The sequence below is a fragment of the Serratia sp. CY82433 genome, assembly GCF_052166535.1.
GTDB classification, from domain to species: Bacteria; Pseudomonadota; Gammaproteobacteria; order Enterobacterales; family Enterobacteriaceae; genus Serratia; species Serratia sarumanii.
Genome location: NZ_JBJNOR010000001.1, coordinates 1779645 through 1798206, shown reverse-complemented (window position 1 = coordinate 1798206; position 18562 = coordinate 1779645). Strand labels below are relative to the sequence as shown.

General features: G+C 60.1%; 17 protein-coding genes. 7 read left to right on the top strand and 10 right to left on the bottom strand.

The genetic code is table 11. The features are described 5' to 3' along the window. Window positions 1-266 precede the first annotated feature (266 nt). The gene (gene tyrR, locus ACJ8PI_RS08760) at window positions 267-1838 is read left to right on the top strand and encodes a transcriptional regulator TyrR (protein ID WP_033648446.1); all 1572 of its coding nucleotides are present in this window, start codon (window positions 267-269) and stop codon (window positions 1836-1838) included. Window positions 1839-1895: 57 nt separating this feature from the next. Here tyrR and tpx read toward each other — a convergent pair whose 3' ends face one another. Then, window positions 1896-2399, bottom strand: a complete 504-nt coding sequence (tpx, locus tag ACJ8PI_RS08755; protein WP_004930536.1) for a thiol peroxidase — start codon at window positions 2397-2399, stop codon at window positions 1896-1898. A 225-nt stretch (window positions 2400-2624) separates the two neighbouring features. Here tpx and ycjG point away from each other — a divergent pair, with 225 nt between their 5' ends. Further along, window positions 2625-3599: an L-Ala-D/L-Glu epimerase gene (gene ycjG / locus ACJ8PI_RS08750; protein WP_060436406.1), complete on the top strand. Its 975-nt coding sequence runs from the start codon at window positions 2625-2627 to the stop codon at window positions 3597-3599. A 3-nt stretch (window positions 3600-3602) separates the two neighbouring features. Here the strand turns inward: ycjG and mpaA are convergent, their stop codons facing one another. Then, window positions 3603-4310, bottom strand: coding sequence for a murein tripeptide amidase MpaA (gene mpaA, locus ACJ8PI_RS08745; protein WP_033648445.1), 708 nt, complete (start codon window positions 4308-4310; stop codon window positions 3603-3605). 206 nt (window positions 4311-4516) lie between these two features. Between mpaA and ACJ8PI_RS08740 the strand changes: the two genes are divergently transcribed. Both ACJ8PI_RS08740 and ACJ8PI_RS08735 read left to right on the top strand, forming a co-directional pair. Further along, a complete protein-coding gene (locus ACJ8PI_RS08740; protein ID WP_015378006.1) occupies window positions 4517-4867 on the top strand; it encodes a hypothetical protein in 351 nt (116 codons plus the stop codon). A 158-nt stretch (window positions 4868-5025) separates the two neighbouring features. Then, the gene (locus ACJ8PI_RS08735; RefSeq protein WP_033648444.1) at window positions 5026-6660 is read left to right on the top strand and encodes a peptide ABC transporter substrate-binding protein; all 1635 of its coding nucleotides are present in this window, start codon (window positions 5026-5028) and stop codon (window positions 6658-6660) included. A 162-nt stretch (window positions 6661-6822) separates the two neighbouring features. Here the strand turns inward: ACJ8PI_RS08735 and ACJ8PI_RS08730 are convergent, their stop codons facing one another. The 3 genes from ACJ8PI_RS08730 to ACJ8PI_RS08720 form a co-directional block, all read right to left on the bottom strand. Next, complete coding sequence (locus ACJ8PI_RS08730) at window positions 6823-7071, bottom strand: hypothetical protein (RefSeq protein WP_033648443.1); 249 nt, start codon at window positions 7069-7071, stop codon at window positions 6823-6825. Between the two features lie 194 nt (window positions 7072-7265). Then, a complete protein-coding gene (locus ACJ8PI_RS08725) occupies window positions 7266-8303 on the bottom strand; it encodes a hypothetical protein (RefSeq protein WP_060387802.1) in 1038 nt (345 codons plus the stop codon). A gap of 5 nt (window positions 8304-8308) precedes the next feature. Then, a complete protein-coding gene (locus ACJ8PI_RS08720; RefSeq protein WP_442528113.1) occupies window positions 8309-9118 on the bottom strand; it encodes a hypothetical protein in 810 nt (269 codons plus the stop codon). A gap of 50 nt (window positions 9119-9168) precedes the next feature. Here ACJ8PI_RS08720 and zntB point away from each other — a divergent pair, with 50 nt between their 5' ends. Then, window positions 9169-10152, top strand: coding sequence for a zinc transporter ZntB (zntB, locus tag ACJ8PI_RS08715; RefSeq protein ID WP_049234356.1), 984 nt, complete (start codon window positions 9169-9171; stop codon window positions 10150-10152). A 219-nt stretch (window positions 10153-10371) separates the two neighbouring features. Here the strand turns inward: zntB and ACJ8PI_RS08710 are convergent, their stop codons facing one another. The 3 genes from ACJ8PI_RS08710 to nifJ form a co-directional block, all read right to left on the bottom strand. Next, the gene (locus ACJ8PI_RS08710) at window positions 10372-10770 is read right to left on the bottom strand and encodes a VOC family protein (RefSeq protein WP_033634674.1); all 399 of its coding nucleotides are present in this window, start codon (window positions 10768-10770) and stop codon (window positions 10372-10374) included. Window positions 10771-10916: 146 nt separating this feature from the next. Further along, window positions 10917-11855 carry a tRNA 2-thiocytidine(32) synthetase TtcA gene (ttcA, locus tag ACJ8PI_RS08705; RefSeq protein WP_164134183.1) on the bottom strand — a complete coding sequence of 313 codons (939 nt, stop codon included), beginning with the start codon at window positions 11853-11855 and terminating at the stop codon, window positions 10917-10919. A 226-nt stretch (window positions 11856-12081) separates the two neighbouring features. Continuing rightward, complete coding sequence (gene nifJ / locus ACJ8PI_RS08700) at window positions 12082-15615, bottom strand: pyruvate:ferredoxin (flavodoxin) oxidoreductase (protein WP_060456983.1); 3534 nt, start codon at window positions 15613-15615, stop codon at window positions 12082-12084. A 238-nt stretch (window positions 15616-15853) separates the two neighbouring features. On the opposite strand from nifJ, the gene ssmE reads away from it, so the two are divergent. Next, window positions 15854-16186 carry a multidrug efflux SMR transporter SsmE gene (gene ssmE / locus ACJ8PI_RS08695; RefSeq protein ID WP_033634669.1) on the top strand — a complete coding sequence of 111 codons (333 nt, stop codon included), beginning with the start codon at window positions 15854-15856 and terminating at the stop codon, window positions 16184-16186. A 499-nt stretch (window positions 16187-16685) separates the two neighbouring features. After that, the gene (locus ACJ8PI_RS08690) at window positions 16686-16940 is read left to right on the top strand and encodes a DUF333 domain-containing protein (protein ID WP_015377999.1); all 255 of its coding nucleotides are present in this window, start codon (window positions 16686-16688) and stop codon (window positions 16938-16940) included. Between the two features lie 29 nt (window positions 16941-16969). Here ACJ8PI_RS08690 and hslJ read toward each other — a convergent pair whose 3' ends face one another. Further along, a complete protein-coding gene (gene hslJ / locus ACJ8PI_RS08685) occupies window positions 16970-17398 on the bottom strand; it encodes a heat shock protein HslJ (RefSeq protein WP_039565951.1) in 429 nt (142 codons plus the stop codon). Between the two features lie 50 nt (window positions 17399-17448). Next, entirely contained in the window at window positions 17449-18441 is a 993-nt protein-coding gene (locus ACJ8PI_RS08680) for a 2-hydroxyacid dehydrogenase (RefSeq protein ID WP_016927571.1), read from the bottom strand. Window positions 18442-18562 lie beyond the last annotated feature (121 nt).

The following is an 18562-nucleotide window of genomic DNA, read 5'->3' as shown; positions in this document are numbered from 1 at the left end:
GCCGGACGTAATCGAGACTTGACGACAGTCGATCCCCCTGCGAGTGCGTGATAAATCTCTGCAAAATTAATTCTGGTTGTGATAACTCTCTGTTTGTAGTCTAAAATGACGCCGATGCTGTTATTCGCTTGCGTTTAAAATCAGCAACCACGGCAATAAATCAGAGTTCTGTCAACTTTTGCTGACAGATCGCTTCTACCGCCCGGTGCGAGGGAGTATCATCATCGTCAACGATCCCCGCACCTGCAGAGATAAGGCCAACACTGATGCGTTTGGAAGTATTTTGCGAAGACCGCCTCGGTCTCACTCGAGAATTACTCGATCTTTTGGTATCGCGCAGCATTGACTTACGTGGCATCGAGATCGATCCCATCGGCCGCATTTACCTCAATTTCTCCCAGCTGGAGTTCGATACTTTCCGCGCGCTGATGGCGGAGATCCGCCGCATCGCCGGCGTGACCGACGTGCGCACCGTCAGCTTTATGCCTTCCGAACGCGAGCACCGCGCGCTGCGCGCGCTGCTGGAATCGATGCCGGAACCGGTGTTCTCGATCGACATGAAGGGCAAGGTCGAGCTGGCCAACCCGGCGGCGCAGGCGCTGTTCAGCCTGAACGAAGACAAGATCCGCAACCAGACCGCCGGGGCGCTGATCGGCGGCTATAACTTCAGCCGCTGGCTGGAGAGCGAGCATACGGCGCCGCACTCCGAGCGGGTGGTGATCCGCAGCCAGGACTTCCTGATGGACATCACGCCCATCTATCTGGAAGACGAACAGCAGCAGCCGGCCGCGGTCGGCGCGGTGGTGATGCTGAAGTCCACCGCGCGCATGGGCCGCCAGCTGCAAAATCTGTCGGTGAACGACGATACCGAATTCGACCACATCGTGGCGGTGAGCGCCAAGATGCGTCACGTGCTGGAGCAGGCGCGCAAGTTGGCGATGCTCGATGCGCCGCTGCTGATCGTCGGCGATACCGGCACCGGCAAGGATATTCTGGCCCGCGCCTGCCATTTGCGCAGCCCGCGCGGCAAACAGCCGTTCCTGGCGCTGAACTGCGCCGCACTGCCGGATGACGTGGTGGAGAGCGAGCTGTTCGGCCATGCGCCGGGCGCTTATCCCAACGCGCTGGAAGGCAAGAAGGGCTTCTTCGAGCAGGCCAACGGCGGCTCGGTGCTGCTGGATGAGATCGGCGAAATGTCGCCGCGCATGCAGACCAAACTGCTGCGTTTCCTCAACGACGGCACCTTCCGCCGGGTCGGCGAAGAGCATGAGGTGCACGTCGACGTGCGCGTGATCTGCGCCACCCAGAAAAACCTCACCGAGCTGGTGCAGCGCGGCGAATTCCGCGAAGATCTCTATTATCGCCTCAACGTGCTGACCATCACCATCCCGCCGCTGCGCGAACGTCCGCAGGACATCATGCCGCTGACCGAGCTGTTCGTGGCGCGCTTCGCCGATGAGCAGGGCGTGGCGCGGCCCAAACTGGCGAGCGATTTGGGCGGCTTCCTCAGCAAGTACGGCTGGCCGGGCAACGTGCGCCAGCTGAAAAACGCCATCTACCGCGCGCTGACGCAAACCGAAGGCTACGAACTGCGGCCGCAGGATATCGTGTTGCCGGAGTTCGAGGTGGAGATGTCGCTGGGCGACGAGGTGCTGGACGGCTCGCTGGACGACATCAGCAAGCGTTTCGAGCGCTCGGTGCTGACGCGTCTGTATCGCACCTATCCCAGCACCCGCAAGCTGGCGAAGCGCCTGGGCGTTTCCCACACCGCCATCGCCAACAAGCTGCGCGAGTATGGCCTGAGCAGCCGCAAAGGCGGCGCCGAGGGCGAAGAATAAGAAAGGCGCCTTGCAGCGCCTTTAATGGGTATCCAAAGCCGGCGTTCGCCGGCTTTATTATTTCAGCGCAGCCAGCGCCGCGTCGTAGTCCGGCTCGGTGGTGATTTCGTTCACCAGCTCGCTGTACAGCACGTTGTCCTGGCCATCCAGCACCACGACTGCACGCGCGGTCAGGCCCGCCAACGGGCCTTCGGCGATTTCGACGCCGTACGCCTGCTTGAACTCGGCGCCGCGCAGGGTGGACAGGGTGACCACGTTGCTCAGGCCTTCCGCGCCGCAGAAGCGAGACTGCGCGAACGGCAGATCGGCGGAGATGCACAGCACCACGGTGTTATCCAGGCCGCTGGCCAGCTGGTTGAATTTACGCACCGACGTCGCGCAGACGCCGGTATCGATGCTTGGGAAGATGTTCAGGACTTTGCGTTTACCCGCGAAGCTGCTCAGCGCTACGTCTGACAGGTCTTTGGCAACCAGTGAGAAGGCCTTGGCCTGTTCGCCCTGCTGTGGCAGTTTGCCCGCTACGCTGACCGGATTGCCTTGAAAATGTACTGTCTGAGTCATTGCTAGATTCCTTTTACAGGTGTTTATACAAAGGGTATGAACCTGATGAAACGGCGCACCGGCAACGGCATTTAACATCAGGTTCACACCCTGGCGCCAGTTTATGACAACCGGGGCGGATTGGATATCAAAGTTTGCTAAATAGTTGTATATATTAGGCTGTTCTATAAAACATCACCGGCGCATCAGCCTGGCTGAATGCGCAGTTTTCGCTCAGGAGCCGTTATGAGAGACATGCGTTTTTACCCGGAAGCCTGGCCGCTGCATACCGCCTTCGTGATTGCGCGCGGCAGCCGCACCGAAGCCCGGGTGGTGGTGGTCGAAATCGAACAGCAGGGCGTGCGCGGCACCGGTGAATGCACGCCGTACCCGCGTTACGGCGAGAGCGAGGAATCGGTGATGGCGCAGCTGGCAGAGATGGCGCCGGCGATCGCACAAGGCATAACCCGCGAGCAGCTGCTGGCGCAGATGCCGGCGGGCGCCGCCCGCAACGCGCTGGATTCGGCACTGTGGGATCTGGAGTGCCGCTTGCACGGGCAGAGCCTGTGGCAGCGCAGCGGCGTGGCGGCACCGGCGCATATCCACATGGCGCAGACCGTCAGCATCGGCACGCCGGAAGCGATGGCCTTCGCCGCACGCGAACTGGAGCGGCAGGGTGCCACGCTGCTGAAGATCAAACTCGACGATCACTATATCAGCGAACGACTGGTGGCGATCCGCGCTGCGGTGCCGCAGGCGACGCTGATCGTCGACGCCAATGAGTCCTGGCAGGCGGAAGGGCTGGCGGCGCGCTGCCAGCTGCTGGCCGATCTCGGCGTGGCGATGCTGGAGCAGCCGCTGCCGGCCGGTGACGACGCCGCGCTGGAGCACTTTATTCATCCGCTGCCGATCTGCGCCGATGAAAGCTGCCACACCCGCGCCGATCTGCCGCGGCTGGCGCAGCGCTATCAGATGATCAATATCAAACTGGACAAAACCGGCGGCTTGACCGAGGCGTTGGCGCTGGCGCAGGCCGCGCGCGAACAAGGGTTCGCCATCATGCTCGGCTGCATGTTGTGCACGTCGCGGGCGATATCCGCCGCCTTGCCGCTGGCGCCGGCGGCGCGCTTCGTCGATTTGGACGGCCCGACCTGGCTGGCGCGGGACGTCGAACCGGGTCTGGCGTTCGAATGCGGGGCGATCGTCGATATCGCCCCGTAAGGATTAATTCGGGTAGGTCAGCAGCTCGGTCATCGCGTCGATGTAGCGCTCGCTGGCGGCATCGGCGGAGATCGGCGGGAATTCGGCGGTGATGCACGGCAGCGACAGATCCGCGCACCAGCTGCCGAACGAACCGGGCGTTTCATAACCGACGCTGGTCACCAGTGGCAGTTCGAACTTGTGCGCCAGCCAAACGCCGAGCCGCGAGCTGGCGGGATCTTCGATGCAGGCCAGCGGCTCATGGAACGACACCACCCAGTGGGGCTTCAGGCGATGGATCAGGTGACACAGCGCCTGGGTTTCCGGTTCGGAACCGGGGCGCCCGCCGGTGGAGAGCTTGACGTCGCGCACCGGCGCCGCGCTGTTCCAGCGGTAGACGGTGTCGCCGGAACGCCAGTTGGCGGCCGGGAAGTTGCGGTTCAGATCGACGCCGTTGGCATTGGCGCGCAACCCCAGCTGGCAGCCGTCGGGGTTGACCGCCAGCACCACGTGGTGCCGCAGCCGCTCGGGGGCGATGCTGCGCAGCGCGCAGGACAGGGTCACGATGGCGGCGCTCTCATCGCCGTGGGTGCCGGCGATGATCAGCCCGGTCTGCGGGCCGCTGCTCGCCGCCGGGAAATAGAGCAGCGGAGCACCCAGCAGCGAGCTGCCGTAGTTCTCTCCTGCGATGGCCAACTGGCCACGTTCACTGCGTGGTCGATGTTCGGTCATGGTGTTGTCCCTGGATTAAAGGTCGAGAGTCATTGTCATTTTATTCAGTGTATTACGCTTTGAGACATCTTTCCCATCGCAATTGTGCGGCGTTTGCGCGATCTGTGACGCGGCGGCGGCGAAAACGCCAATTAAACCGCACCTGGCCTGACGCTGTTGTTATACTAACGGCAGTGCTAAGCCAATCACCCGCAAGAGGATTTAACATGCCAGTAGCCAGAATCATCGCCAGCTATAGCGAAAATGAAAATGACACCATCACGCTGCTGTGCGGCGTGGACGCTGAAAACCAGATCCGCCAGGGGGAGTGGTTCGGCGTGGTGAAAAACGACGACGGGCGCGGGGATGAATCGAACTATCCGTTCACCCTGCATATCGATTACCAGAAAGATGCCTTCTACCTCGATTACGGCTACGACGACGCCGACGCGCGCCAGCTGCAAAAAACCGATATTTCGGCCCGTCCGCTGGCCGAGAAAGGCTTTTTCACCGTGTTCGATGAAGAAGAAGGCGAAGAGTTCAGCTACCGCATCAACAGCATCCACCTGTACGACTGACGGTCGCTGCTGCAAACACCGCCCGTGCCGCCCTGCGCCGCGCGGGTTTTTTATCGCCTGAATCGCACTTTTTGCAACTTCTCGGCCGTGAGCGCTAGGCCGGACGGATCTTGTGCTATATGATAAAAAATTCAGATGGTTAACGGGGGAACATCATAATGACGGGAAGAAAAATGCAACGAGGTTTTCGTTTGGCGCTTTGCGCGGCGGCGATCGGCGCCTGTATGAGCAGCGCCATGGCGGCGCAGGTTCCCCCGGGCACCGCGCTGGCGGCCAAACAGGAAATCGTGCGCCATATTAAAGACGAACCGGCCTCGCTCGATCCGATCAAAGCGGTTGGCCTGCCGGAGGCCCAGCTGGCGCGCGATCTGTTCGAAGGGCTGGTCAATCAGGACGCCAACGGGAAAGTGATCCCCGGCGTGGCCACGCGCTGGCAGACCAGCGACAACCAGACTTACATTTTCCATCTGCGTAAAGACGCGCGGTGGTCAAACGGTGACCCTGTCACGGCGAAGGACTTCGTCTACAGCTGGCAGCGGCTGGTAGAGCCGAAAAACCTGTCGCCGTTCGCCTGGTTCGCGCAGCTGGCGGGGATCCAGAACGCCGAACAGATCATCAGCGGCAAATTGCCGGCCGATCGCTTGGGCGTGTCGGCGCCGGACGACTACACGCTAAAAGTGCAGCTGGACAAACCGGTGCCTTATTTCGTCAGCCTGACGGCCAACTTCAGCCTGTTCCCGGTGAATCAGGCAGTGGTGGAAAAATACGGCAACGACTGGACCAAGGTCGGCAATCTGGTGGGCAACGGCGCGTTCAAACTGCAGGAGCGGGTGGTGAACGAGAAGCTGGTACTGACGCCTAACGATCATTACTGGGATCATGCGCATACCGTGCTGACCAAAGTGACCTTCGTACCCATCAACCAGGAATCCAACGCCACCAAGCGTTACCTGGCAGGTGACATCGATATCACCGAATCCTTCCCGAAAAACATGTATCAGAAGCTGCTGAAAGACATTCCGGGGCAGGTGTACACGCCGGATCAGCTCGGCACCTATTACTACGCGTTCAACACCCAGCGCGCGCCGACCAACGACGTGCGGGTGCGCCAGGCCTTGTCCTATGCCATCGATCGCAAGATTATTGCCGAAAAAGTGCTGGGCACCGGCGAAAAACCGGCCTATCACTTCACGCCGGACGTGACCGCCGGGTTCAAACCGGAAGTGAGCTTGCTGCAACAGCAATCACAGGCGGAGTTGGACGCGCAGGCCAAGGCGTTGCTGCAGGCGGCCGGTTACGGCCCGAACAACCCGCTGAAGCTGACGCTGCTGTATAACACCTCGGAAAGCCACCAGAAGATCGCCATCGCCGTGGCTTCGATGTGGAAGAAGAAGCTGGGGATTGACGTCAAGCTGCAGAACCAGGAATGGAAAACCTACATCGACAGCCGCAACACCGGCAATTTCGACGTGATCCGCGCCTCCTGGGTAGGTGACTATAACGAAGCGTCGACCTTCCTGTCGCTGCTGACCTCGACCCACAGCGGCAACATCGCCAAGTTCAAGAACGCGGACTATGACAAGCTGCTGGCGCAGGCGGGGCGGGAAACCAATCCGGCGGCGGTGACCGCCGATTACAACAAGATGGAGCAGATCATTGCCGATCAGGCGCCGATCGCGCCGATTTACCAGTACACCAACGGCCGCCTGATCAAGCCGTGGGTAAAAGGCTACCCGATCACCAATCCGGAAGACGTGGCCTACAGCCAGACGATGTATATCATCAAACACTGAGTCGATTTATTTATCGCCCCCGTCTAATGCGGGGGCTTTATTTTTTTTTTTCGACGATGAAACTAAGAAGATAATTAATTATTCCACGCGATAAACCCCGTTTAATAATAAACAGGGTTACCATCATCACAGTATTTTCGCTATTTCAGAGAATGGTTACGCTTATAGACAGTCCCGCATGGCATCCACCACCACCCGGCCGTTCATGTCGGTTTGAGTGATGCGGTAACTGGTGGGGTACGAGCGTCGGGTGCTGAAACGATCGTGGACGGAGACCTTGCCAATCTGCAGGCCGGCGGCGTTTTTCACCACAAACTCACTGATCTCTTCCTGGCCCTGGTTTTGCAAATGGATATTGCTGATTTTTTCCAGCGTATCGCTGGCGTTTATTTTTAAATGGTCGCGTAACATAACTACCTCCTCGTAGTGAGAAAAGTATATGCCCCTAAAATTTGCGCTGAAACAGCTTTGTGTTGATTTATTATTATCATTTTGAATTAAAAATGATAGCAATATGTTAAGTCATAATAATAACGGCATTGCCAGCGCTTTATCGGCGATATTGCCTGATTTGTCGGCAAAGGTTTATTTCATTGCCGTTATTATTAGTCTGCATTAATGGGGAAAAGCGCCTGCCTGGCCGCCGGGGCGGAAAATACGCAGGCGACGTTGTGCCCGCAGCCGGGAACGATCGTTAACCGATGCGGCTTCTCCGGCGCCAGGTAATGCCGATCGTAGTCGGCGTAGGCCAGGGCGCGCTGCAATCGATAGGGGCCCTGCAACTGGGCGGCGCAGGATTTGTCAAGTATCCGATAGTAGGCGCCCGGCGCGGCGCCGGTATCCTCGGCGGCGGCCAGATAGGTGATATCGGCGGCGGCGTAACGCCGACGAGCCGCGTCGGCGGTGCGCTGCAGGTGAGCGGGAAACGCTTCCAGACCGTATTTCCATCGGTTGGCCTGCGGACAATGGCCGGCGTCCAGCGTTTGCCAGCGAAAACGGCAGGTTTCTTCACTGCTGCAGTTTCCCCAACTGGTGGGCAGAGGGCGCAGGCGATCAAAATAGAGCCAGCTGCCGGGATCGGCCACCACATAGCGCAGACGCACTCCGCGTGGCGGCTGGGCAAAGCCGACATAATGCTGCACGAACTGGGCGCCGGCGGAAAAACCGGCCACGGTTATCGACTGCAGCGACGGCCAGCGCCGTTTCAGATCGGCCAGCAGGTTATCCATGGCGTTAAATGAGCCGGTCTTCCCGCCATTATCCAAATCGCCCTCGATCCAGGAGCCGCAGCGCCACAGGGCGTCGCCGTCTTGCGGCTGGGGCAGACCGGCGGAATGGCAGTGGGCGGCGAGTTTTACCGGTACCTGAAACAGCGGGGCGACCAGCAAGCTGCTGTCTCCCGCTCCCTGCGCGGCGTCGATCGCCGCTTGCAACGTCCTGGCGGCGTCGCGTGGATGGCCGTGCATCACCACCAGTGCGCTACGCGGCTGGGGGGATCGGGCGTGAGCGACAAAATAAGGCAGGGAACCGGCCGCCGTCGGCGCGCGATAGGGCGTGGCGAGGCGCTCCAACACCGGCTCTGCACGAACCGATTGGCCGAACAGCAGCAGGGCGGCCATTGCGATGCACCGCAGGCGGCGCATTCTCGTCAGGCTCGGCGCAGCGCAGTGCGCATTTGTCTCAGGACTTCCCGGCATCGTTGTTCCTCACGCGCTCGTTGGTAGTAGCGATAAAAGGCGCGTTCCGAGCTGAGGTTACCCGCGCGTGCCAGCTGTCTGAAGGTCAGGTATGCCAGGCTGAACATAATGATAATAAATAATAAGCCGGGGAACAGCAGCGTCCAGCCGTCGGTGATGCGCGCATTAGGCAGATAGCTGAGTGAATGGGGCGTAATCAATACCCCTGACTGCTGCAGTCCCCATTGAGTCAACGCGGGGAACAGTACCAGCAGCGTGACGAACAGCAAATACAGCAAAAAATAGCGACACGAAAGCAGGAAACGTTTGAAAGCGTTATTGGCGCTTGGCCGCAAAACGAAGCCCGCGGACGTGGCGCGCAAGATTTGCTGGCGGCCACCGGTGAAGCGATAACGTTCCAGCGCCGCTACGCTGTCCGGCAATGCCAGCAGCAGTTGCAGCGCAGTAAGGCCGGCGCTGCTGTTGCAGAGATAGTCGCGAAATCGCAACAGGCGTATGGGGGCGCTCTGGCGCTTCTCGACGGATTCGAGCAGGTTCAGCAGCTTATCGCGGTTTTCCCGCCGAATGCGAAAAGGGGTTTTGACGACGGCGATAAACAGCGTAATGACGGTCGGTAAGACGATTTTCAAAATATCCGCGGCGCTGATTTGTAACATGCGAGTCTCCTCTCGGGCTGTCTTGCGTTCCTTGCGGCAGAAGTATAGACCACGCTTATAGGACAACGTGAAAACTGGCGTTACAGCTTGGCCTTTGATCTCCAAGGCGTTAACGCTAGACTCAGCAACATAAGCAAGACTGAGGGGATAAATGAATGGATGTGATTGAGGGGAGCGAGCTGCAGATCGCCGATGCGGTTTACGCCTACCAGTTGGACGGCAAGGGCGGCGTCACGCCGATCGGGCAGGATGACAAGATCACCTGCGACGCGCCGTGCTGGCTGCATCTTGATTACGCGCACCCGGCCAGCGCCGAATGGCTGAGCACCACGCCGCTGCTGCCGGACTCGGTGCGCGAAGCGCTCTCCGGCGAAAGCTCACGGCCGCGCGTCAGCCGCCAGGGCGAAGGCACCATGATCACCCTGCGCAGCATCAACTTCAACGCCAATTCCCGGCCGGACCAGCTGGTCACCATTCGCGTGTACATCACCGATAAACTGATTGTCTCTACCCGACACCGCAAGGTGTATTCCATCGATCAGGTGGTGAACGATCTGCAAAGCGGCGCCGGGCCGACCAACAGCGGCAGCTGGCTGGTGGAAATTTCCGATGCGTTGACCGATCACACCAGCGAATTTATCGAAGATCTGCACGACAAGATCATCGATCTGGAGGACGCTTTGCTGGAGCAGCAGGTGCCGGAGCGCGGCCAGCTGGCGCTGATCCGTAAACAGCTGATCGTGCTGCGCCGCTATATGGCGCCGCAGCGCGACGTCTTCGCGCGGCTGGCCAGCGACCGCCTGCCGTGGATGAGCGACGACGATCGCCGCCGCATGCAGGACATCGCCGATCGCCTGGGGCGGGGATTGGACGATCTGGACGGCAGCATCGCGCGCACCGCCATCTTGTCCGACGAAATCACCACGGTGATGGCCGATGCGATGAACCGCCGCACTTACACCATGTCATTGTTGGCGATGGTATTTCTGCCTACCACCTTCCTGACCGGGTTGTTCGGGGTCAACCTTGGCGGCATTCCGGGCGGCGGCAATCCTCTCGGTTTTGCGGCGTTTTGCCTGATGCTGGGCGGGTTGGTGCTTGGCGTCGCCTGGTGGCTGAAGCGCAGCCGCTGGCTGTAGGCAAAAATGACGAAAACCCGGTTAACATTGAGCAATATCAACATTTAGCCGGGGGAAATGGGGCATGATCTCTCTCGCAGGTGAATGCAACGTCAAGCGATGGGCGTTGCGCTCCATAATTGTCCTACTTTCTTATTTTTGAATTACTGCATAGCACATTTGATTCGTACAATGCCGGTTTAATCACCGGCATTTTTTTATTCGGCATTCCTCTTTTCTTCAGGCCGCGCTTTCATCCCAGAAGCTGGCTTCAATCTTGTGCCCATCCAAATCACGGACAAAGCAGCCGTAGTAAGCCTCGCCGTAGTGCGGCCGCGAACCGGGCGCGCCTTCATCGGCGGCGCCGGCCAGCAACGCCTGGCGATGGAATTCATCCACCTGTTGCTTGCTGGTGGCGAAAAAACCGACGTGCGTGCCGTTGCCGGGCGAGGCCGGGCGGCCGTCGATCGGCACCTGCAGCCAAAACTCCGGATAGTCGCGGCCGTAACCGATGGCGCCGGGATGCTCCAGCACGCGTCGGCAACCCAAGGCGGCCAGCGTGCGATCGTAAAAGGCGGCGGCGGCCTCGAAATCGTTGGAGCCCAGCGAGACGTGGGACAGGCAGGGGGTGATATTCATTGCGCGATCTCCATATGACTGTATAAATAAACAGTATAGGGTAAAAACGGCACCGCCCAGTAAATTTTGCGCAAACTGTGAACAGGATCGAGATCGTCGAGAGAGGGGAATGTCGCCGCTTGCAGAGGGCAAGCGGCGAGAGGGGCTTATTTGATTTCCAGTACGTTCAAACGCTCTGGCGCAGGCACCGCGTCGTCCGAGTCTTCCGGCTGCCAACCTACGGGCTGCATCGGGATGTCTTCGCGATCGAAGGCCAAATCGCCGCCGTCCACCACGGCGCTACCGTGGTGAATGCCTTTGAAATCGAACAGATTGATGTCGCTCAGGTGCGAAGGCACCACGTTTTGCATGGCGCTGAACATGGTTTCCAACCGGCCAGGGTAACGCTTGTCCCAGTCGCGCAGCATATCGCCGATCACCTGGCGCTGCAGGTTAGGCTGCGAGCCGCACAGGTTGCATGGGATGATTGGGAATTCCTTGGCGATCGAGAAGCGTTCGATGTCTTTCTCGCGGCAGTAGGCCAGCGGGCGGATCACCACGTGCTGGCCGTCGTCGCTCATCAGCTTGGGCGGCATGCCTTTCATCTTGCCGCCGTAGAACATGTTGAGGAACAGCGTTTGCAGAATGTCGTCGCGGTGGTGGCCCAGCGCGATCTTGGTGGCGCCCAGTTCGGTGGCGGTGCGGTACAAAATGCCGCGGCGCAGGCGCGAGCACAGTGAACAGGTGGTTTTGCCTTCCGGGATCTTGTCTTTAACGATGCTGTAGGTGTTCTCTTCGACGATCTTGTACTCCACCCCCAGGCTTTCCAGGTAGGCGGGCAGAATATGCTCCGGGAAGCCGGGCTGCTTCTGATCGAGGTTCACCGCCACCAGGGAGAAGTTGACCGGCGCGCTCTGCTGCAGATTGCGCAGGATCTCCAGCATGGTGTAGCTGTCTTTACCGCCGGACAGACAGACCATGATGCGGTCGCCTTCTTCAATCATATTGAAATCGGCGATCGCTTCGCCCACGTTGCGGCGCAGGCGCTTTTGCAATTTGTTGAGGTTGTACTGCTCTTTTTGGCTAACGGATTGCTTTTCTGACATTTAAATCGTGCTCATTCTCAATGGGGGGCACTAGGGGCATGGCGTTGTAGCCGCGAGTTTACCATTCAACCGGCCGCTTTTGATCATTATTCATCATCCTGCTGCCACGCGCCCGACGCGAGGCCTGTATGGTACGGATTGCGCGCAGGAATGCCAGCGGGTTTTTGCTGCGGCTGACGCCGGCGGTAAAAGAACAGGGCGCGAATCGCTCGCGCCCTGAGGGAGGTTACTCTGCGGCGGATTTTTCCGCCTTGCCGGCCAGCAGGCTGAGGAAATCGTATTTCTCCTGCAGCTCTTTCTCGGCGGCCTGATACAGCGCGCTGGCCACTTCCGGCTGCTGCGCGTTCAGGCGGCGGAAACGCTGTTCTTTCAGCAGCGTTTCCGACAGGCTGCTGTTCGGCGGCCGCGAATCCAGCGCCAATGCGGCCTTGCCCTCGGCGCTGCGGCGCGGATCGAAGCGGTACAGCGGCCAGAAGCCGGTGGCGGTCAGCTGTTTCATCTGATCGTGGCTGAGCGCCAGATCGTAGCCGTGCTCTTCGCACGGGCTGTAGGCGATGATCAGCGACGGCCCCGGATAGGCCTCGGCCTCCTGAATCGCTTTCACCGTTTGGTTGAGCTGCGCCCCCAGCGAGATCTGCGCCACGTAGACATGGCCGTACATCATCATGCTGACGCCCAAATCCTTGCGCGCCTTGCGCTTGCCGTGTTCGCCGAACTTGGTCACCGCGCCGAGCGGCGTGGCCTTCGACTGCTGGCCGCCGGTGTTCGAGTAGCACTGGGTGTCGAGCACCAGCACGTTGACGTTCTCCGTCAGGCTGAGGACGTGATCCAAACCGCCGAAGCCGATGTCGTAGGCCCAACCGTCACCGCCGATCAGCCAGATGGATTTATCCACCAGGTAGTCGGCGCCGGCCGCCAGCTGGCGCGCGTCTTCGCCTTCGAGATTGGCCAACAGCGTGCGCAGTTCGGCGATCTGCTTACGGCGCGGCTCCGGCGCCACGTCGCCCATCTGCAGGGCATTGACCAACCGCTCCGGCAGCTGCGGCGCCAGAGCATTCAGCAGGCGCAGCACTCGCGCGCGATGTTGATCGACTGTTAAACGGAAGCCCAGGCCGAATTCGGCGTTGTCTTCGAACAGCGAGTTGGCCCACGCCGGGCCGCGCCCTTCGGCGTTGGTGGTGTAAGGCGTGGTCGGCAGGTTACCGCCGTAGATCGACGAGCAGCCGGTAGCGTTGGCGATCAGCAAACGGTCGCCATAGAGCTGGGTCAACAGCTTGATGTACGGCGTTTCGCCGCAGCCGGAGCAGGCGCCGGAGTACTCGAACAGCGGCGTGATCAGCTGCGAGGTGCGAATGTCGATGCGCTCCAGCTGCGCCGGATCGATTTCCGGCAGCTGCAGGAAGAAGTCGTAGTTGTCTTTTTCCGCCGTCAGATTATCGAGGCGCGAAGCCATGTTGATGGCCTTGATCTCCGGGTTCTGGCGATCTTTCGCCGGGCAGACCTCGACGCACAGGTTACAGCCGGTGCAATCCTCCGGCGCTACCTGCAGCACGTATTTCTGGCCGCGCATATCGCGCGCTTTGACATCCAGCGACTGCAGGGAGGCGGGGGCGTGCTCCATCTCCGCCGGCTGAACCACCTTGGCGCGAATGGCGGAGTGCGGGCAGGCGGCGACGCAGTGGTTGCACTGGGTACACAGGTCGGGCTGCCAGATCGGGATCGCTTCGGCGATGTTGCGCTTTTCCCATTGGGTGGTGCCCACCGGCCAGGTGCCGTCCGGCGGGAAGGCGGAAACCGGCAGCGCATCGCCCAGCCCGGCCAGCATCGCGGCGGTGACGGTTTTGACGAAGTCCGGCGCGGCGTCCGAGACCACCGGCGGGCGCATCGGGCTGCTGACGTCGACCGGCTGCAGCGGGATCTCGGTCAGCGCGGCCCGGGTGGCGCCCAGCGCCTGCCAGTTGCGCTCGACGATCTCCTGGCCCTTGCTGCTGTAGCTGCGGGCGATGGCGTCCTGCAGCTGTTGCAGCGCCACGTCGCTCGGCAGGATCTGCGTCAGGTGGAAGAACGCCATCTGCATCACGGTGTTGATGCGCGCGCCGAGCCGGCATTCGCGCGCCAGCTTGGCGGCGTTGATGATATAGAAACGCGCCTGGCGTTGGTGCAACAGCGCCTGAACCTCCTGCGGCAGGCGCGACCAGACCTCGTCGGCGCCGTAAGGGGTATTGAGCAGGAAGGTGCCACCGGGCTTCAGGCGTTCGACCATTTGGTACTTATCGATAAACTGCAGCTGGTGGCAGCCGATGAAGTCCGCGCGGCTGACCAGGTAGGCCGAGTTGATCGGCTGCTCGCTGACGCGCAGGTGCGACACCGTCAGGCCGCCGGCCTTTTTGGAATCGTAGACGAAATAGCCCTGGGCATACAGCGGCGTGGCGTTGCCGATGATCTTGATGTTGTTCTTGGTGGCCGAGACCGAGCCGTCGCTGCCCAAACCGTAGAACAGCGCTTCCAGCGAGGCGCGCTGCGGCAGGATTTCGTCGCTCAGCGGCAGCGAAAGCCCGGTGACATCATCGAAGATGCCGACGGTAAAGCGCGGGCGCGGCTGCGGCTGGGCCAGCTCGCGGAACACCGCCAGCGCGCAGTCAGGGCCGAACTCTTTCGATGACAGGCCGTAACGGCCGCCGATCACCTGCGGCAGCGTGGCGCGCTCACCCCGGCTGTAGGCTTCCGCCAGCGCGGTCATCACGTCCAGATACAGCGGCTCGGCCAGCGCGCCCGGTTCTTTGGTGCGATCGAGCACCGCGACGCTGCGCACGCTGTCCGGCAGCGCGCCGAGCAGGTATTTGGCGGAGAACGGCCGGAACAGCCGCACCTTCAGCACGCCGACTTTCTCGCCGCGGGTCAGCAGGGTGTCGATCACCTCTTCGCAGGTGCCGGCGGCGGAGCCCATCACCACCACCACGCGCTCGGCCTGCGGGTGGCCGTAATAGTCGAACGGCCGATAGTGGCGGCCGGTGAGGGCGGCGAAGGCTTCCATGGCGTCGATCACGTGCTGGCCGGTGGCGTCATACCACGGGTTGGTGGCTTCGCGCGACTGGAAATAGGTGTCCGGGTTGGCGGAAGTGCCGCGCACCACCGGATGATCCGGCGACAGCGCCCGGCTGCGGTGAGCGTCGATCGCCGCCTGCGGCAGCATTTGCCGCAGCGTATCGTCGCTGAGCGGTACGATCTTGTTGATTTCGTGCGAGGTGCGGAAGCCGTCGAAGAAATGGATAAACGGCACGCGCGCGTTGAGGGTGGCGGTCTGCGAGATCAGCGCGAAGTCCTGCGCCTCCTGCACGCTGCCGGCGCACAGCATGGCGCAGCCGGTCTGGCGCACCGCCATCACGTCCGAGTGGTCACCGAAGATGGACAGCGCGTGCGTGGCTACGGTGCGCGCGGCGACGTGCAGCACAAACGGCGTCAGCTCGCCGGCAAGTTTGTACAGTGTGGGGATCATCAGCAGCAGACCCTGCGATGAGGTGAACGAGGTCGACAGCGCGCCGGTTTGCAACGCGCCGTGCACGGTGGCGATCGCGCCGCCTTCCGACTGCATTTCCACCACCCGCGGGATGTCACCCCAGATGTTTTGCCGGCCATCGCCGGACCAGGCATCCGCCTGCTCCGCCATGGTGGAACTCGGCGTGATAGGGTAGATGGCAATCACTTCGTTGGTGCGATAGGCCACGGAAGCGACTGCATTATTACCATCTGTAGTTATCATCGGCGTTACCTTTTCATTGCTCTCAAAGCCGCGAAAGCGCACTTTCGCAGTAATGGAAAAAAGTCTAACAGAGGGTTTGAACGCGGCTTTATCGTGTTTGTGTGGCGGGTGACAAATCGTCAAAGGCCTATTTCCTCGTCGATTGGGGGCCGGCGGCAATAAATTGTTTTCACCGTTTAAAGACAATTTATTTCCGGCACGTCATAATTGCGCATCGGCAAACTGACAGAAGAAAATCATGAGCGCATTTATGTATTTGACGATGGCGATAGTCGCGGAAGTGATCGCCACCACCATGTTGAAAGCCTCCGAGGGCTTTACCCGCCTGTGGCCGTCGCTGCTGGTGGTGCTGGGCTACGGCGTGGCATTTTGGGGGCTGTCGATGGTGGTCAAGAGTATGCCGCTGGGCATCGTGTATGCGATTTGGTCAGGCATGGGGATCGTGCTGGTGTCGGTCGCCGCGGTATTTGTTTATCAGCAAAAATTGGATTGGCCGGCGATCGTCGGCATGGGATTAATTATTGCCGGCGTGCTGGTGATTAATTTACTGTCGAAAGCCACGGTGCACTGAGTGTTATTTTAATGTGAAAAAAGGCCGGCGCGACAGCGAGTCGCGCCGGTTGAAGAATTCAGCCATCATTCACTGAAAATAGTGGAATGCTAATTACTTAGCGCCGCCAGCATAGACGCAAATATCGTCCTCTCCGGTAGCAAAAAATGCGCCGTTTCACTGAAAGCACGCGAAGATAATGAATAGCGATATCGCCGGAAAAACTTCCTGGTCGGCAGCGGTGACGTTATCACTTTCTGCGTGCGGCCGAAGCCTGGCAGCGGGTGGCGCCGTCACGTTTGGCACCGCGCTCCGGTGCGGAAATATTCTGCAAACAAAATAAATGTCCGGCCGCCGCAAAAAAACGACAAATAATGGCTGGAATATATTTTCATTATTTATATATCGAGCTAGATTAAACAAGTTTGCATCAAAGATAGCGAAACGTGTCCGCCAAGTGACGCGCGTTATCAGCAATGGCGATTTTACACAGCGCAGTTCCGGGTTCAGGAGTGGGATAATGACGACATCAAAATGGCTGCTTGCCAGCGCCGTGCTGCTTTTAGCCGCCTGCAGCAGCAATAACGAAGAACCAGTACAGCAGGGCAACAGTGCCAGAATCAATACGTTGCAGACCAGCGCCGGTTGCGCGGCGGTCGGCGGCGTCACCACCATCGCGCACAACCTGAACGGTGAAGCGCTGCGCATGTGCCAAATGCCGAACGGCAAGCAGTGCGAAGAACGCACGCTGGGCCTGGGCAGCTGCGCCGGGTAAGCCCGCGGCGCCAGGCCTGGCGCGCAGGATCAATACACCCAATCGCGCAGGGTATAGATAAGCGTGTGGCCGCTGCCGTTGAGCGTCAGCTGCTGGGCGCTTAGCGTCACTTCGGCGCCGTTTTCCAGCACGGTGCCGATCACTTGATCCCAGCGGTTGCGCTGTTCATCAGGGCACAGCCTGCGCGTCGTGGCCAGCGGTTTCACCGTCAGCACGCCGTCGCGTAATTGCCCCTGGCCGAAGAAGCGGTTGCACATCGCACCGGAGACATGCAGGTTTTCGCCGAACTCCAGATTGAGCAGGCCGCCGCCCGCCGGTGGCTTCGCCGTTTCGCCATCCACGCTCTGCAACACGAAGTTGTGATGCAGCAGATCGCCTGGCGTGACGGCCGTATGTGGTTTCATGCTGCACCCCGCTAAAGCCAGCGCCGCAAGGGCGGCTACCGTGGTTTTTCTCATCGCGTTCTCTCAAATAAACAGGGCGCCGCAAGGGCGCCCCGAGGTGACGCTCAGGCGTTCAACTGGTTCGGGCAGGCTTCGCCGCGATCCAACTGGCTAATGTTCTGCAGCGTGGTTTGCGAAATGCTGGTCAGCGCCTCTTCGGTCAGGAAGGCCTGATGGCCGGTAAACAGCACGTTGTGGCAGGCCGAGAGGCGGCGGAACACGTCGTCCTGAATCACGTCGTTAGACTTGTCTTCGAAGAACAGATCGCGTTCGTTCTCGTAAACGTCCATTCCCAGCGCGCCGATTTTCTGCTGCTTCAGCGCGTCGATGGCGGCGGTGGAGTCGATCAGCGCGCCGCGGCTGGTGTTGATCACCATCACGCCGTTTTTCATCATCGCGAAGGCGTCGGCATTCAGCAGATGGTGGTTTTCCGGCGTCAGCGGGCAGTGCAGGGTGATCACGTCGGACTGCGCGTACAGCGTTTTCAGGTCGACATACTCCGCGCCCAGTTCCAGCGCCTGTTCGCTCGGGAACGGATCGTAAGCCAGCAGCTTCATACCGAAGCCTTTCAGAATGCGCATCGTCGCCACGCCGATTTTACCGGTGCCGATCACGCCGGCGGTGCGGTTGTGCATGTTAAAGCCGATCAGCCCTTCCAGCGAGAAATTGGCGTCGCGGGTGCGTTGATAGGCGCGGTGAATACGGCGGTTCAGGCACATCATCATGCCTACCGCGTGTTCCGCCACGGCTTCCGGTGAGTAGGCCGGCACGCGCACTACCTTGATGCCCAGTTCTTTGGCGGCGTCCAGATCGACATTATTGAAACCGGCGCAGCGCAGGGCGAGAATTTCGACGCCCAGCGCCGCCAGTTCTTCGAGCACTTCACGGCTGCCGTCGTCGTTGACGAAGATACACACCGCCTTGCAACCGGCGGCCGTTTTGGCGGTTTTTTTGCTGAGTAAAAAGTCGAAGAATTCCAGCTCATAGCCAAACTGCTGATTCACCAGTTCGAGATATTTACGGTCATACTGTTTGGTACTGTATATCGCCAATTTCATCGTGGTTTCTCCACCGTGATTTTGTGATCAATTTAACAGATTTTAGTAAATTCGACAATTGGTTAGCAGTTTGTCCCGCGCGGGGCTTGTTCTATCAGACAGGGGAGTGAAACCGGCCCGC

Bases quoted from the DNA above. Each gene is read 5' to 3' on its own strand.
- tyrR (WP_033648446.1), top strand. From the start codon at position 267: ATGCGTTTGGAAGTATTTTGCGAAGACCGCCTCGGTCTCACTCGAGAA.
- ACJ8PI_RS08730 (WP_033648443.1), bottom strand. From the start codon at position 7,071: ATGTTACGCGACCATTTAAAAATAAACGCCAGCGATACGCTGGAAAAA.
- nifJ (WP_060456983.1), bottom strand. From the start codon at position 15,615: ATGATAACTACAGATGGTAATAATGCAGTCGCTTCCGTGGCCTATCGC.
- ACJ8PI_RS08735 (WP_033648444.1), top strand. From the start codon at position 5,026: ATGACGGGAAGAAAAATGCAACGAGGTTTTCGTTTGGCGCTTTGCGCG.
- tpx (WP_004930536.1), bottom strand. From the start codon at position 2,399: ATGACTCAGACAGTACATTTTCAAGGCAATCCGGTCAGCGTAGCGGGC.
- ACJ8PI_RS08725 (WP_060387802.1), bottom strand. From the start codon at position 8,303: ATGCGCCGCCTGCGGTGCATCGCAATGGCCGCCCTGCTGCTGTTCGGC.
- ACJ8PI_RS08740 (WP_015378006.1), top strand. From the start codon at position 4,517: ATGCCAGTAGCCAGAATCATCGCCAGCTATAGCGAAAATGAAAATGAC.
- zntB (WP_049234356.1), top strand. From the start codon at position 9,169: ATGGATGTGATTGAGGGGAGCGAGCTGCAGATCGCCGATGCGGTTTAC.
- ACJ8PI_RS08710 (WP_033634674.1), bottom strand. From the start codon at position 10,770: ATGAATATCACCCCCTGCCTGTCCCACGTCTCGCTGGGCTCCAACGAT.
- ACJ8PI_RS08690 (WP_015377999.1), top strand. From the start codon at position 16,686: ATGACGACATCAAAATGGCTGCTTGCCAGCGCCGTGCTGCTTTTAGCC.
- ACJ8PI_RS08680 (WP_016927571.1), bottom strand. From the start codon at position 18,441: ATGAAATTGGCGATATACAGTACCAAACAGTATGACCGTAAATATCTC.
- hslJ (WP_039565951.1), bottom strand. From the start codon at position 17,398: ATGAGAAAAACCACGGTAGCCGCCCTTGCGGCGCTGGCTTTAGCGGGG.
- ssmE (WP_033634669.1), top strand. From the start codon at position 15,854: ATGAGCGCATTTATGTATTTGACGATGGCGATAGTCGCGGAAGTGATC.
- ycjG (WP_060436406.1), top strand. From the start codon at position 2,625: ATGAGAGACATGCGTTTTTACCCGGAAGCCTGGCCGCTGCATACCGCC.
- ttcA (WP_164134183.1), bottom strand. From the start codon at position 11,855: ATGTCAGAAAAGCAATCCGTTAGCCAAAAAGAGCAGTACAACCTCAAC.
- mpaA (WP_033648445.1), bottom strand. From the start codon at position 4,310: ATGACCGAACATCGACCACGCAGTGAACGTGGCCAGTTGGCCATCGCA.